The following is a 13914-nucleotide window of genomic DNA, read 5'->3' as shown; positions in this document are numbered from 1 at the left end:
CAGTACATGTGCCTTGTCGCGTCCAGGGTAAGGCACCTTGCACACCACCCAGTATCCGGACTCCGCAACCTCCTGGACATTGATGTCATGCCTTAGAAACCCAGGACGATGAATCCTTTCGTATCAAAATATGGCTGCCGTAGAATGCGGGCACCCTTCCCCCAGCTCAATGAGACGCCTGTGAACCTCACTGATGCGACGATAGCGCTACTGCTCGCTGCCAAGATTCATGGCACGGACGCAGCGGTGCAAGCCACCGCCAAGCGTTGCTCCCAGCGCCTATCCCGCAGCAAACGCGACCTCATGTTCACTGTCGTAAACAGTCGCGAGCCTCTGAAGCTCGTCGAGCACATCGCTCAGCATCTGGATCTGGATTAGCGCCCCCCAGAATCACCAGGCGATTGTTGGCTTCGGCGCTGTTGCCTGCCCTTGGATAAAACCGGGCGCGGCAGAACTGCCACGCCCGATTTGAGGCGACCCCGGCGCAGCGCGCCGGGGCCGCCGGCGGGTCTTGGCAGACCAGAGTAACAGCCCGCCTCAGATGGTCTGGTCGCTCATCGGGGAAACTCCGCTCGTGAGCAGAGTCCCGGCTTCCTTGCCGGAGCGCCGAGGGCGTCAGGCGGCCAACGTGTGACTGTGTACCTCGTCGTCAGCCTCTGTCGGCTCCGACTCCTCCGCCACTTCCCGGACAGTCTGCGCCTCCGCCGTACCTTGCCCTGTTGTGAACACGGCCGGCATCCAGCCAGTGCCTTCGACCAACCGTTCAGCCTCGCTGGCGATGTCAGTTTTCTTGAGTTTGGCCAGCTGGTTGACCTGCTTCGGCGCGAACTCGCCCACCGCCTCCAGGATCACCGCCTTGGCGACGTGCTTGAAGTAGCCCTCGGCGGTCGGCTTCCACCATGCGCCCATGTCCAGCCCCACGGCCTGCGCCAGCTCGGCTCCGGGTTGGTGCTGGGCAGCGCGGGGCGTGACCACATCGACGGTCACCGCCACGCACACCGCGAGCAGCCGTACCAACTCGTCCTGGGGCATCGCCAGCAGCGCGGCGAACAGCGCGGTGCCGTCCTGCGGCATCTTCTCGCCCCAGGCCTGACGCAGCTCATGCAGCGCCACGGTAGCGGGCGACTCCGGCCAGTCCGGGGCAAGGCTGTCGAGTCGGTCCCGCACGATCAGGCGCACACCGAGCGGCATGCTGTCGCCGTGGTAATCGTCCCGCAGGGCGGTTTGCACCATCCCATGCACCAAGGCCGCCAGCGCAACCTGGGGGTGCCTGGCTACTTCGATCTGCAGCGCCGCCGTGCGATGAGCGCTCAAGCGCTGCGCCAGCCGGTCGGACAGACTCGCCGCCCTGGGCGGCTCGCCGCCCTCGCCTACTTCGTCGCTCGTGCCATGGTTGTCACCGATGCCCAGGCGTAGCCGTTCCAGGGTGCGCAGCGCGTTGGCCTCGGCCTCGCGCAACAGCCCGCGATGGATCACCGCCTCGCCACTGCGGTCGATGGCGACCACGGCACCGGCCACGCTCAGAACTTCCGTGGTGTAGCCCTGCAAGGACTCGGCAACGGCGTGCAACTCGGCGGCCACCTGTTCGCGCCGCTGCTCCAGCGTCGGCACCGTGTCTGCGTCCTCGGCGTCGTAGGCGTCCTCCAGCTCGGCATCGACCTTTTCCAGCCGGGATTGCAGCGAAGCGATGCGGCGCGCCTCGCGGGCGGACGGTTCGCGGCGGGTGCGCGGCGCGCTCTGGAAAGCCTGCCGATCCGCATAGCTGAACTGCGGCACGGCTTCCACCCAGGCCCAACCCTCAGCACGCACGCCCTCGGCCAGCGCCTCCAGCTTACCGCGCACCAGCGTCTCCAGCAGCGCGGCATCTGTGAGGTAGGTGCCGCTGTCGTCGTCGGCAAACAGGTCGCGGCGGATGCCGCCGCCGGCCGCCGTGTAGGCCTCCAGCCCGACGAAGCCCACCAGCGGATGGCGCACATCGATTTCGCGCTCCGTCAGGCGCGCCCGCAGCGCCGCAGCGCCACGCTGCCAGTCCGGCGCACTGTAGAACGCGGCTTCCTGCGCAGCGTGGTCGTCGGTGATGGTCAAAGCCATCAATTGCTCCAGAGTGACGCTTCCGGCCCGGTAATCCGCCATCAGGCGTGGCGAGACGTTCGCCAGCCTCAAGCGGCGTTGCACCACCAGCGGGGTGACGCCGAAGTCGGCGGCGATATCCTCGACGGGGCGGCCTTCCTTGACCAGCGCGGCGAAGGCCTCGAACTGGTCGGCCGGGTGCATCTGCTCGCGCAACAGGTTCTCCGCGAGGCTGACGGTGCGGGCCGAGGCGTCGGGCACCAGCAGGCACGGCACCTCGAAATCGGCGGCGATGCGCTTTTTCTTCGCCAGCAGCTTCAAGGAGGTCAGGCGGCGATCGCCGGCCACCACCTCGTAATGCTTGCCATCGGCAGCGAGGATGACGACAAGGTTTTGCAGCAGGCCGATGCGGGAAATGCTCGCGGCCAACTCGTCGATGGACAGGCGCGGCGTGGTGCGGGCATTACGCTTGGAACGGCGCGGCAGCAGTTGCGCCAGCGAAAGCAACAGCAGGTTCTTGGTCGGGTCGGCCGCTTCCAGGGTGGACAGGGTGACGGCTTCGGTGTGGATGATGGCGTTCATGGTGATAGCTCCATTCATGGGATAACAACAGCGGTGGAAATGGAGGGGCCGGACAGCTGAAAGCCCCTCCGGGTTGGGTTCAGGCTTTCAACTGGCGCAGGCCATCGGCCAGCAGCCACAGGGCACGATTCAGGCGCAGGTCCTGGTCGATACCCTGCACAGGGCGGGTGCGCTGACGACGCCCGTTGCCGCCGCAACCGAGCAGGCCGCCACGGATTAGGTTTTCCTGGGTGCGGTTGAACACGCTCCACAGGTCGGCGCGGTTGTCGTCGAGTCGGCGCGCGGCCAACACCTGCCGTTCGGTAATCGGTGCAGGCTTGTCGGGGTCGTCATACTTGAGGGCGAGCGCAGCACGGGCGAAGACTTCGGCCTCGCCGCCGTCCAGGGTGACGGCGCGCATGGCCTCGCGGGACGCCTGCGCCCGTTCGAAGCCGTGCAGCACCTCGTAGGCCCCCTCGATCACTTCGGCGGCCACGTCGCCCTTGTGCGGCACGCGCACGTCCGCCACGGTGTCGCCGCAGACCAGGCCGTTCTGGCAGACGAAGCGGAACATGCCGGCGAGCATCTGGTAGCTGCTCGTTCCGTCATGCGAGTTCAGCAGGATGATTTCGTTGGCCTCACCTCGGGCGCTGATCTGGCTGGCGTGGCGCAGGCGGATCAGGTGCTTGGTGAAATCACGCCGATCGTCCCGGCGCACGCGGGTCTGGCACACCATGAAGGGCTCGAAGCCTTCACCGCGCAGCTCTTGCAGTACGGTCGCGGTCGGGATGTAGCTGTAGCGCTCGGAGCGACTTTCGTGCGGAGCGTCCGCGAAGATGGACGGGGCCACGGCGCGAATCTGCTCGTCCGACAAAGGAGCCTCGGAGCGCAGCACCGGGGAGCGGTACGAGAAGCGGGAAGCAAGTTGCATGGTCGTTCTCCTGACAAGTATTGCTGTCGAAAACCACCACCGGATTCCTAGATTCGGAGCCCGCTTTTGGCTCTTCCGGTGGGGTCGGCCCGGAGACCTGGGCTGGCCTCGTTGCCACCGTCTTTCCTGAGTTCATCGCCCGCGACGGTCAGGAGCGCGCGGACGGGGGCCGTCAAGGAGACAAGCGCCGGGTAGGTGCGGCCCGCAGGCGCAGCCGAGGACATGGCCCGGCGCGCCTTGACGGCTCAAGGCCGCGGGCTACAGTCGCGACAAGGTGATGAATTCAGGGAAAGGCGGATCGACAGGCAACGGCCACAGCGTTAGCGCAGACGCCACGCAAGCGCAGCGCGCAGGCCCTGCGTAGCCGGGCCGAAGGCATCAGCCGAACGCCGTGAGGGAACGATGGAAACCCGAATGGGGCGAGACTCGCGCAGCGTGGCTCGATGCACAGCATGACAGCGCGCCCGGCCATTGGCCGGGATGCCCAAAAACAGAGGTACCTGAGAGCAGGTCGAACAATGGGCTTTGGGGTACCGACAAGCGCAACTCGGCTCATTACGCTGCAAAGCATCCTCACTACTCAGAGAAGACCCATGCGTACCGCACCGACCCCATCCCCGCAGCAAACCTGCGAGAACATCCTGATCGACGATAAAACCTACAACGTTGAGCACAACATCCTGCCCAGCGAAAACGCCATCATCGATCGCCTGCTCGCGCGACGCCTCGAACTGAATGAAGCCTACGGTGAGCTGTACGACAAACTGCACCTGCATCCTCGGGCACTCTCGGTATTCCTGAGCCTCTTGCTCAGTACCGCAGCATTCTGGGCCCCAGATAAGATCGCCAAGGCTCGTGCTCAACGGGACGAACTTGTCGACACCAACCAGCAGATTGCACAGAAAGCCGAGGAACTGGCCCAACTGCTGGAGCACCGCTCCAACCTGCACAATACATCGGGTTTCAGCAGTGACACTCACTACCATGTCTGTAACGTAATTGAGGACGCAGCGAAGGATCACTACCTCTTTAACGCCTATGTGAAGGAGCGCCTGAACACCGTTCGCAACCAGTTCGAATGGAAGTACTGGCCCACCGTGGAACAGTTCGTTCGAGCGCTGGGCAGAGATGCCAACGGCGCCGAACTGGAGGCCACAGATCCGCTGACTCGAGCCGCAACCGCAGCCACACGCCACTCGCCTGCGGACTTCTTCAAGGCACTCTTCGCCGCCATCGAGGAGAACAGCGAGCAGAGCGGTGGTCCGCTACCCGAAGGCTTCAGGCTCAGCGATGCCACGCTGGCCTCGCTGGTGAACTGCGCATTGGATCTGGGCCCTGACGAACTGAAAGACAGCGCCTACGTGAAGCGACTGCGACAACGCGAACGCAATAGCGACAAGTGATGCACGGCCAGCAGGCAGGGCGCAGCAAAAAAGGGGCCGAAGCCCCCTGCTGTCAGAGCAGCCCCTGCTCTGCGAATGATGCAGTTGCCTCGCCACCCACGATGATGTGATCCAGCGTGCGCACATCCACCAGCGCCAGGGCCTCCTTGAGGCGCTGGGTCAGCACCTTATCTGCCTGGCTGGGCTCTGGATTTCCGCTCGGATGGTTGTGCGAGAAAATCACCGCCGCTGCGTTGACGCGCAGTGCCTCCTTCACCACTTCCCGTGGATACACCGCCGCCGCATCGATGGTGCCGCGAAACAACTCCACATACTCAAGCAGCCGATGCTGGCTGTCGAGGAATAGCGCCGCAAACACCTCGTGCTCAAAACCAGCCAGTTTGGTGCGCAGATAGTCCTTGACCAGCTCCGGCGACGTGAACAACGCTCCACGCTGGTATTTCTGGTCGATCACCTGACGCGCCATATTCAGGATCTGATCTGCAGACGCAGGCAGGTAGCGCCCCTGTGCATCACGCACCAGCAGCATGGCATCGAACGAGGAAAAGGAAAGTTGCGACATGATCGTGCTCCGGTTGCTCGGGCGGAATTGCCCGGAACCGGCGCCAGCACGGCGCAGCGCAGCTGTCAGGGGTCACCGACGGCCGCCAGGACGCCAGCGTGCAAGGCACGTGCAGCCCTTGACGGCGAGAACGCCGTGATACGGTGAAGGGAACAGCAAGACCGCCCCCACTCCACCCATGCCACGGATCGGCAAGCGGAGCGCGCAGGCCCGCAAGGGCCGGAGGTATCAGGGATCAAAGCCGAATGGCCGCGACTCGGCACGAGGCGCGGGGCGCCGCCCGCGAGCCCGACGGCGGAACGCCGAGGCACACCAATGCATAGCGAACACACGAACTTGCAACTTCAAGTCAAAAAGAATGAAGTGATAAAACTCAGCGGCAAAAGATGAACAGTCGCCCATTGAAGGTTTCTCATAAGCACAAGCTGCACGAAGATATTGATCCGTTATAGGGCCGCTGCTAGGATCGAGTCTGGTTCTGGTATCCGCCTTGCTGCCTCGAGGAAAACCAGCTCAAATCGAAGCCCATATTTTTCCCCTTGTGGCCCGCCCGGCAAGCAGCATGCTCAGCAAAGCGAAAGCTTTAACGGCTGCATTTTGTCGAGGAAATTTGTGATGTTCGATTTCGAATGTGTAGCTAACGCGGTTCGAGCCATGGAGCTGGACAGCGTGCCCGACGACCTTTCCCGCTGTCGTCAGCTGGAGCTCAAAGCAAAGCACCTGGGTTACCAAAACTGGAACCATCTGCTGGACACTTTGAAGAACGAGCCCGCAAAAGATCGCCTTCAAAAAAGCACAATGCGCCTGATGCAGCGGATTTGCCAGATGCGCTTGCCGCTCCGCAACAAAGCTTACGTTCAACTGACGGTCCTGCCTGGTGGCGGAGTTGGCCATTACAGCTACTGGATAGGCTGGGACAAGAAAGGCAATGAGGTTCGCGTACCACGCCCAATTGACGGCAGGGAGCAGGCGCGAAAACTCCGCAAGCTCCAGCCCTCACCAGTTTTTGCTATTGAAACAGAAAGAGAGTTTATAGCTTGGAATCACTTGTGGTTTTCGACTGCCATAGTGCCACCAGACTTAGCCAGAGAATTTTTCCCGGCGTTGTTCAACAAGAAGCACCTTGTGGCAAAAAATCCACCCATTGATCTCATCAAAGCAAAGTACGAGGCAATGGGTGACATCTATGCTAACAACCTCGAAGAAAACTAAATGAAGCTTCAGCGGCTCTTCTCGGAGCCGCTGAAGCAGCTCATCGAATCGCACCGGACTAATCGGATTGGCCACTGCGACTGGGTCAGTCGGGCGATCAGCCCCTTCTTAGTTCTATGGGTTGAAGTACGGTCGAGGGCACTGCCAGGCAATACTCCTGCTCAACACCTCTACCCTTGCATTTGAGCAGGGCGAACAGATCCCGCAGGGGTGGGTCCTGCTGCTCTAGCCAAGGAAGCAGCGCCGGGACCAGGGCAAAGCTCTCCCGCCAGATGGTTTCGTCTCCATACTGATCGACTATTTCGGGACTCAGAAGTGGTACCAGCATACCCGCACAGGGCAAGGCTTCGGCTATGCGCCGGGCATTGGCTAGACCAACTGGATCAAGGTCAGGCAGCAGCCAGATCTTCGCGCCCTCCCAAGACACCAACAGCGCCAGCAGCCGATCAGATAGCCAACCTTCGTAATGAGCCACCAGCGCGCCGCTCAATACTGCCGGTAGCCGTGTCGGCAGATGCAGCAGGGTGTCACGGTTTTCCACTAGCACCACATGGCCGGTTGGCTTGGGGGTCGCGTCAGGTCTGCGCTCGTCGTGCCATAGCAACTTCAGAAACGCCGGTGAAGGCGATTCCCACTGCAGGATATTACCCTGTGCATCCTCCCACCTGACGGCCTCGCCAGCGCTACAACTGATCATGAGCGAGGGCAGTCTCCCCCCGCGCTTGCTCGAGCCGCCGTGGATAATGTTCAAGCCGCGCACCGAACAGCTTTCCAAATCCTTGGGTGGCTGCAACCGGGCAATACGCTGTCCCAGAGAATCGGCATGCTGCACAATCACATGCGGCGATATTCGCCCGGGCACACGGCCCACCGTGACGATGCCGGAGACTCTGAGCTGATCGAGCACAGCCTCAAGTGCCTTCGGCCAACTGCGCACAGGGACAGGCCCTTTGCGCAACCGCTGTAGTATTTCCAGCTCTCTCGACCGACTCATGACTGAGCTACCGTGTCAGCCTTCGCGGTCGCCACCTGCAAGCTATCACTGAACTGCTCGACGTCTATCTCGGACTTCTCGTCTCTCTCACTTCGCTGCGGAGCCTGCCCCAGCTTGACGTCTTCGTGGTGATCGAAGTGCTGCCAGTCCGCCTGGGTCACATAGATACGATTGTCGGCGTTGATACACTCACTGATATTGATGCAATAGCGCACCGTGGTAGTCGGGTCGACAGATGCAAACACAGGAGTGAAACCAAGGTTCTCGCTGAATGCCAAGATGGTGCGCTGATTGTTCGGATCAACCGAAGCAATCTCATCCAAGTAGAACGGCAGGAACGGTTCGACCCGAGCACCACGGTCGGTCAGGTGGCGAATCAGAGAGAAATACAACAACGGTTTGAGCGTCATGGTCGAGCCATTAGAAGCCAGCTCGTCGAGTGTGTTGCAGACAACGACCTTGCCGTTGACCTCTTCCACGGTGAATCCGATATCGAACAGGTCGCCGAGCTCGAGGGTACCGTCACGACCATCTTCAACCAGACGAGATAGCCGATCCATAGCGCGCCCCAACCCGGCCTCGGATGAGCCCCCGCCTTGCTGACCGAACAAGTCGGTCTCGTTTTCGTCAGCCTGGGCGATATATGAGGACAGGATATTAATGGCTTCAAGTATCGGTTCGTTCCTCTTCAGATCTAGCCTGAAGCCACGAAGGTTCGAGACTTTGCGCGCATTGATCCGGCGGTTGAATAGCGATATCTCGTGTTCCAGCGTCACGTAGTTCTCGGAAAGATCGCGCAGAGCTCCCGAGAGCTGGGCAATGCCCTCCTGATGGTAGCGCTTGAGCATCTCACGCATCTGCGCCAGCGTTTCCAACCGCTCGCGTGCATGCTGTACCAGATCGCTCAGATTCGCATGTCGGGCAAGATCAGGTAGGTCGCCAACGATCGCGTGCTGGTAGTTCTTCATGGTCAGGGCTATGCGGTCGAGCGCGTTGCTGATCCACTCCAGCCGATTCAACGTGTCACCGAAGTTGTACCCGGTGAGATCGCGCTCGAAGTCCTCGTTCGGCCCTTCAGCGAGAATGAAAGGACTGTTCTGGATCTGGCGGTGTTGCTGCACGACCTTGAGCTGGCGGGCCTGCTCGAGGGCATCGTTGAGCTTCTGCTCGATAACACTGATGGCCCGGGTGGCCTCCTCGATCCGCTCCTGGTGCCCTTGCAGCCATTCGTCGATCTGGGCGAGACACATCATTACACCCTCGAGCACCTGGCGATCAGCGGTCTCGGTGGTTTCCAGAGCCGCGAGCTCGGTCAGTTCCTGCAGGTAGCCCTGCTGGTTGCTCAGCTGCTTTGCCAGCGACTCCAATTCGTTACGCTTGAGCGTCTGGTTCTGGGCAACCTCGAGTTGCCCCTGAAGCTTGGCCAGGTCCTCTTGGTACATGGCGATTGACTGTTGTAGCTGTGCTGGATCATCGCCATGAAAATCCATTGGAGGCAGATCGGTCAGGTCTAACTCGAAACCCTGTAAATTGAGCAGCCCTCCCTTCGACATGAGTTGGGTGCGTACCCAATTGTTGAAACTGCCCGGGTGGATTTCAGTCAGTGCTGCGGCCTCAAGGCTGAACATGTCGCTGCGAAGCAGCCGCGACAGCTCGGCCTTTTCCGCATCGACAAAGCCTTGGGTATCCAACAGTCCGTCGCCATTGCGGACCTGCTCCAGTCGCTTGTTGAGCTTGCGAATTTCATTTTCAGTGTGGCGCAGTCTGCTGCTGACGGTTGCCACATCGTAGATGTCAGCCTGGCGCAACTGATCGCTGAGTGTCGCGTGCTGGGCTGTCAGTGTGCGAATCGACTTCTCGACCGTTTCGCGGCAGGTCATCGCATTGCGCTCACGTAACTCGTCGAGGCGGGTCAGCCGGCCGGCCAAGGTGATGCGCTGCTCGACCGCTCGATCGCGTTCTTGCATGCGGCTATTAAGTTGTTCGTTGAGCTTGGCGCGCTTTTCGATTTCTTCCTTGTGAAGCGCGTTGAGCTCCTCAATGCATAGCGGTGCCCGCTCCACCGCCAGGGTCAGGTTTACCCGCAGCTCGCGCGCCAACCAGCCACCTTCTTGCGAAAGTTCAGTGTATTCGTCGTATTCCTTGCCGAGGGCGAGGATGTCCTCACGACGGTACGTAAGTCGCTCGACTTCCCGCTCTGCAAGACGAAAGCGCTGGAACGCGCGCTCGCGGACCTCGAGGAAATTCAAATTGGCATTGCTCAGCTTTTCACTGAAGACGTTGAGGATGAGCTCCTTGATCTCGCGGCTCTTGAGTAGCTGCTGAGTGAGCAGGTTGCGATAGATTTGGCGGAACACCTGGTAGCGCCTTTCGTTGGCGTTCGCCAGAGGCACTATGGTCACATCCCAGTCACCGCCTTTGACCCGCCCGCTCTCTCCATAGAGCATTTGGCGCATCTGTTCGCGGGTCAGGTTGCGCACCTCGATGCCCCGTTCGTACCAGTGCCGGAACAGCTCCTTATAGGGGCGTATGCGGTTGATCGGGTCGACGAAATCATCCATGTCCAGCTCACCTTTAGCCACGAACAGTTCATATTCGTTGCCAGCGGTAGGCCCTTTGCCGTGAGCACCGACGATGAACACGCCGTCGGGGGTCAGCACCTCCATCAGTAGATAGCTGTGGTCGCTGGGAAAGAAGAATGCGCGGCTGGTGTTGGCCTGGTGGGCGCCGAAGTGCATGTGTGCAAGGTGGGTGAAGAAGAGAAACTGCATGCTTTGCAGCGCCTGGGTTTTACCCAAGTTGTTGTGTCCGCAGATGCTCAGCGGCCCGTCCATGGGAAAAACCGACATGATGTGGTTGCCGGAGTTGACCATGGCGTAATGGCGCACGCCCCAGCGGGTCTTGAGTGCTTTGCTGCGCATCGTTACTCCGGGGTCTCGTCGTCTTCGTTGGGCTGGGTATTCAGAAATTCGTCTGCCAGCTCGTCCACCGAGCGGTCGCTGTAGGAATAGTCTTCCCCGCGCTCTTGGGCCTCGAGCTGTTGCTGATGCTGTTCAGCCAGGTTCCGGCAGATGTCGAGGTAGAAGTAGGCCGGCAGGCCCAAGGTGTAGGCGACCCTGTCTTGGGAGAGACGGCGCTCATTCATCACCCCGACGTCGACCAGCCGGCGAATGCCGTTGTCGATGAATGACTCCACACTGCCCAGTCCCAGACGGGTGAGCCGGTCGTGGCACTGGCTGAACATCGCTCCCAGGTCGTCGAGGAGGATGGGTTCTTCATGGGTGATCATCGATTCGATCGGCAATCCCTTGTCGCACAGGTGCTCAATCAGGGAGAAGATCGCCGCGGCTGCCATGCGCTCACGCTGGGGCAGCTGGGCCTGACTCATCTCGCGCGGCTGCAAATAGTAAAACCCTGTGGGGTGATGTCGAAGCTCATGCCCCATCATGCGCAACAACACCTCATAGGTGTCCTGAAAACGCGACAGCTCGCGATATTCCTTGATCCGGTCGGTGCTGCTGATAAAGCGCCCCGCCTCGAGCGCTTCGACAATCCGGGAGAACAGGCGGAGCTCTCGCTCGAGGCGCTGGGCATAGTGTCTAGCATCGCGCACTCGATCTTCGAGCGACAGCTCGAGATCCTCGGCAGACTCGTCCTGAGGCAGATCATCCATCGGCGGGTTCTCGGATAGGCAAGGGTTCGTAATGGCTGTAGAAGGCGATCGGGGCCAATCGCCGCGGGGCCGGTTCGGCATTGTATGAGCGCCGGTTCATGCGGATTTCGAGTTCCTCGAATCGGTAGTGCTGCATGTCGTCGTGGCGTTGGATGAAAGGCGCAGTTTTATCTTCCATCGTCAAGCGGGTCAGCACGCGCAACACCGAGTCAGGCCGGGCCTTGGGGTACTGAACCATCAGCTTCGCGACGACATCCTCGACAGGCTGCTGACTCTTCAGCCACACGAGCATCTGCGGGGACATCTCCCGCCGCTCGCGGGCTTCGAGCGCTGCGGCCGAGGGGACGCGCACGAGGATCGCGTCGGGGGCAATCGACTGTAGCTCCTTGAGCTGCGCCCACCAGGCCTGCAGCGAATCCTGGTCAGGCTTATGGACGCGTCGCTTGCGCGGCGGTAGGGCCAGAGTGTCGCTGCGCGCCAATTGGCTGCTGTGGTGGCCAAGGTCCTGAAGGCCCAGCGCCGCTCCCTGGGCAATGCGCGCATTAATTTGCGCCTGGCGCACCAGCGGCGCCAGATGGCTCGCCATGTTCTCGATCGAATGATTGAGACTCTCGCGAAAATCGAGCATGCGAAACAGGATGCTGTCGATTTCGTAGCGTGCATCATCCATGCTCAGCAGGTGCAGCGCCGGGTCCTGCTGCCACTCCTGCAGAGTGCGCTTGATGCGCATGAGCGAAAGATCGAACGGCCCACCCATGCTCTTCATCTGTAGTGCCGGTGTTACGTACTCGTCCCAGGCCTTGATCACCTGCTCATAACGCTCGGCCAGCGGCTGGCTCTGATCCGAGCGCTTGGCCTTGTCCACCAGCGCGTAGATAGCACGCGTATTAGATTCGACCATGCGGCGCAACGTCTGAAAGCGCGACTGCATCTCCTGGGACTTGGCGAAAAAACCGGTGCGCCGACCGCTGAGCAGGGCCGCAGCCAGTTCTTCAAGGTGCCCCTCGAGCCTGTTGGCGTTAGCGCTGATCTCCTCGATCAAGCCCAGACTCTGCTCATCCAGCAAAAACTGCACAAAGGGTACGATCTGCAGATTCAGTGAATAGCCCTGCCCACCGCGGGAGAACTCCGAAAGGATGCCGATATCGACCATGCGCTTGACTGCTACCTGCTCAGGCTGATCGGTACCGATAGTGAGCGGGCGTACGATATGTAGCAGTTCGCGCTCGGTCAGGGTGCGGGTTTCGTACCGAGACCAGATGGAACTTACGATGTCCCAGTAGTCACCAAGCGCACGAATGAAAGACCGTGGTTTCATTGAGACTCGGACCTACTACAAATAAATGGGCCATAGACTGCCCCTGCTCTGGAGCCTAAAAAGCAGGGCCGCGCCTCTACTAGACTCAACTTTCTTGCTCTTCTGGATACGCTGCTTGGGGAATTGATACCCAGCCATCACGGGTAATACCCGCCCCGATGCGTATGTTCTTGCTTTCGGTTGCTGCCCAGTGCCCACCCCGGTGCAGTACAGCGCGAATCACCGACTTCCGTGGATGATCCTCATCCGCCTTAGCGGAGCTGCATATGGCATTCCAGGTATGTTTGTCTGGCATGCTGTCCAACCTTGGGCCAACCAACTGATCCAGAATCTCAGTCGAAACATTGTGTCGCCCGCCATGATGCGGCACCTGGAAATACCGAATGCCGGGCAACGTAAGTCCCGCAAAAGGTGCGTAGTCAATCACCTCTTGCAGCGCTTCACGCCCGGCGTCGCCAGTAAGCATGACGCGATGACCATTCAGGACAGCTGACTGGACTACACTCATTTCATTTTCGCGACTAGTTGGCGCAGACGGAAAATACTCGTCGCCCCACAAGGATTTGATGTAGGAAGTCGCAGCCTTAACTGCCCGAAAAATGCTGCTCAGAGCAGTATCCATGGCACCTTCTTCAACAGCTTCAGGTGTCTTCGTGGAATCCACGATTAATTCCATGTAGCGACCTAACGTCGGAGCCATCACCGTGAAGGGGCCGATGCTCTGCCCCTGAAGCGGAGCATGAATCGGGATTCCCTTCTCAAGCGCAATGTCCTCAAGAGCTGCAGTGGCATCGTAGACAGAACGTAATTTCCGCCTCAGCGCTTCCACTGACTCATAGGTCTCGAATCGATCTATTAACTGCTCTGCATATATCCACGGCCTATTGATCCAGAGATTCCTGACCGTACATTGCTCCAAGACTTTTCGAAGCCCATTGGCGTGATCGCGATCCGGATGCGTGAGGATCACGTGATCGATAACCGTTGTGCCATAGTAGGTTTTCAGGTGCTCCACGATCTGATCACCGGTATCCAGATACCCACCGTCAACCACGTGTATGCCTTCGGTGCCATTTACCGAGTAGCGCAGCGTGATTGCATCACCGCTCTTCGCTGTTTCGACGCCAAGAAAATCGATCTCAAAGTAGTCAGCCATACATCCCTCTTGCCTAATACCAACGAAGTGCCGG

General features: G+C 60.3%; 11 protein-coding genes. 3 read left to right on the top strand and 8 right to left on the bottom strand.

Annotated features, from left to right (window positions below; translation table 11 throughout):
* Positions 1 to 108 precede the first annotated feature (108 nt).
* Positions 109 to 378: a DUF7740 domain-containing protein gene (locus PM1_RS31295; protein WP_446731347.1), complete on the top strand. Its 270-nt coding sequence runs from the start codon at positions 109 to 111 to the stop codon at positions 376 to 378.
* 237 nt (positions 379 to 615) lie between these two features.
* Here the strand turns inward: PM1_RS31295 and PM1_RS06005 are convergent, their stop codons facing one another.
* On the bottom strand, positions 616 to 2652 hold the full coding sequence (locus PM1_RS06005; RefSeq protein WP_009616216.1) for a ParB/RepB/Spo0J family partition protein: 2037 nt from the start codon (positions 2650 to 2652) through the stop codon (positions 616 to 618).
* A gap of 79 nt (positions 2653 to 2731) precedes the next feature.
* Positions 2732 to 3562, bottom strand: coding sequence for a DUF932 domain-containing protein (locus tag PM1_RS06000; protein WP_009616215.1), 831 nt, complete (start codon positions 3560 to 3562; stop codon positions 2732 to 2734).
* A 593-nt stretch (positions 3563 to 4155) separates the two neighbouring features.
* On the opposite strand from PM1_RS06000, the gene PM1_RS05995 reads away from it, so the two are divergent.
* Entirely contained in the window at positions 4156 to 4965 is an 810-nt protein-coding gene (locus tag PM1_RS05995; protein WP_009616214.1) for a hypothetical protein, read from the top strand.
* 52 nt (positions 4966 to 5017) lie between these two features.
* Here the strand turns inward: PM1_RS05995 and radC are convergent, their stop codons facing one another.
* Positions 5018 to 5527: a RadC family protein gene (radC, locus tag PM1_RS05990; protein WP_009616213.1), complete on the bottom strand. Its 510-nt coding sequence runs from the start codon at positions 5525 to 5527 to the stop codon at positions 5018 to 5020.
* A 615-nt stretch (positions 5528 to 6142) separates the two neighbouring features.
* Here radC and PM1_RS05985 point away from each other — a divergent pair.
* Positions 6143 to 6739, top strand: a complete 597-nt coding sequence (locus tag PM1_RS05985) for a hypothetical protein (RefSeq protein WP_009616212.1) — start codon at positions 6143 to 6145, stop codon at positions 6737 to 6739.
* A gap of 97 nt (positions 6740 to 6836) precedes the next feature.
* Here the strand turns inward: PM1_RS05985 and PM1_RS05980 are convergent, their stop codons facing one another.
* The 5 genes from PM1_RS05980 to PM1_RS05960 all read right to left on the bottom strand — a co-directional run bounded on the left by PM1_RS05980 (position 6837) and on the right by PM1_RS05960 (position 13880).
* Positions 6837 to 7646, bottom strand: coding sequence for a hypothetical protein (locus tag PM1_RS05980; RefSeq protein ID WP_126547487.1), 810 nt, complete (start codon positions 7644 to 7646; stop codon positions 6837 to 6839).
* Between the two features lie 83 nt (positions 7647 to 7729).
* Positions 7730 to 10654: a hypothetical protein gene (locus PM1_RS05975; protein ID WP_009616210.1), complete on the bottom strand. Its 2925-nt coding sequence runs from the start codon at positions 10652 to 10654 to the stop codon at positions 7730 to 7732.
* A gap of 2 nt (positions 10655 to 10656) precedes the next feature.
* On the bottom strand, positions 10657 to 11406 hold the full coding sequence (locus tag PM1_RS05970) for a chromosome partition protein MukE (RefSeq protein WP_009616209.1): 750 nt from the start codon (positions 11404 to 11406) through the stop codon (positions 10657 to 10659).
* Entirely contained in the window at positions 11399 to 12724 is a 1326-nt protein-coding gene (locus PM1_RS05965) for a hypothetical protein (protein ID WP_009616208.1), read from the bottom strand. Before PM1_RS05965 ends, PM1_RS05970 begins: the two co-directional genes overlap by 8 nt.
* Before the next feature lie 85 nt (positions 12725 to 12809).
* Entirely contained in the window at positions 12810 to 13880 is a 1071-nt protein-coding gene (locus PM1_RS05960) for a ComEC/Rec2 family competence protein (protein ID WP_009616207.1), read from the bottom strand.
* Between the last annotated feature and the right edge of the window lie 34 nt (positions 13881 to 13914).

Source organism: Pseudomonas sp. M1 (genome assembly GCF_022760135.1).
GTDB lineage: Bacteria > Pseudomonadota > Gammaproteobacteria > Pseudomonadales > Pseudomonadaceae > Pseudomonas > Pseudomonas citronellolis.
This window is presented reverse-complemented; position numbering and strand designations above follow the sequence as displayed.

What these genes read in the sequence shown, in the direction of transcription:
- PM1_RS31295 (WP_446731347.1), top strand. Translation starts at nt 109, where the DNA reads ATGAATCCTTTCGTATCAAAATATGGCTGCCGTAGAATGCGGGCACCC.
- PM1_RS06005 (WP_009616216.1), bottom strand. Translation starts at nt 2,652, where the DNA reads ATGAACGCCATCATCCACACCGAAGCCGTCACCCTGTCCACCCTGGAA.
- PM1_RS06000 (WP_009616215.1), bottom strand. Translation starts at nt 3,562, where the DNA reads ATGCAACTTGCTTCCCGCTTCTCGTACCGCTCCCCGGTGCTGCGCTCC.
- PM1_RS05995 (WP_009616214.1), top strand. Translation starts at nt 4,156, where the DNA reads ATGCGTACCGCACCGACCCCATCCCCGCAGCAAACCTGCGAGAACATC.
- radC (WP_009616213.1), bottom strand. Translation starts at nt 5,527, where the DNA reads ATGTCGCAACTTTCCTTTTCCTCGTTCGATGCCATGCTGCTGGTGCGT.
- PM1_RS05985 (WP_009616212.1), top strand. Translation starts at nt 6,143, where the DNA reads ATGTTCGATTTCGAATGTGTAGCTAACGCGGTTCGAGCCATGGAGCTG.
- PM1_RS05975 (WP_009616210.1), bottom strand. Translation starts at nt 10,654, where the DNA reads ATGCGCAGCAAAGCACTCAAGACCCGCTGGGGCGTGCGCCATTACGCC.
- PM1_RS05970 (WP_009616209.1), bottom strand. Translation starts at nt 11,406, where the DNA reads ATGGATGATCTGCCTCAGGACGAGTCTGCCGAGGATCTCGAGCTGTCG.
- PM1_RS05965 (WP_009616208.1), bottom strand. Translation starts at nt 12,724, where the DNA reads ATGAAACCACGGTCTTTCATTCGTGCGCTTGGTGACTACTGGGACATC.
- PM1_RS05960 (WP_009616207.1), bottom strand. Translation starts at nt 13,880, where the DNA reads ATGGCTGACTACTTTGAGATCGATTTTCTTGGCGTCGAAACAGCGAAG.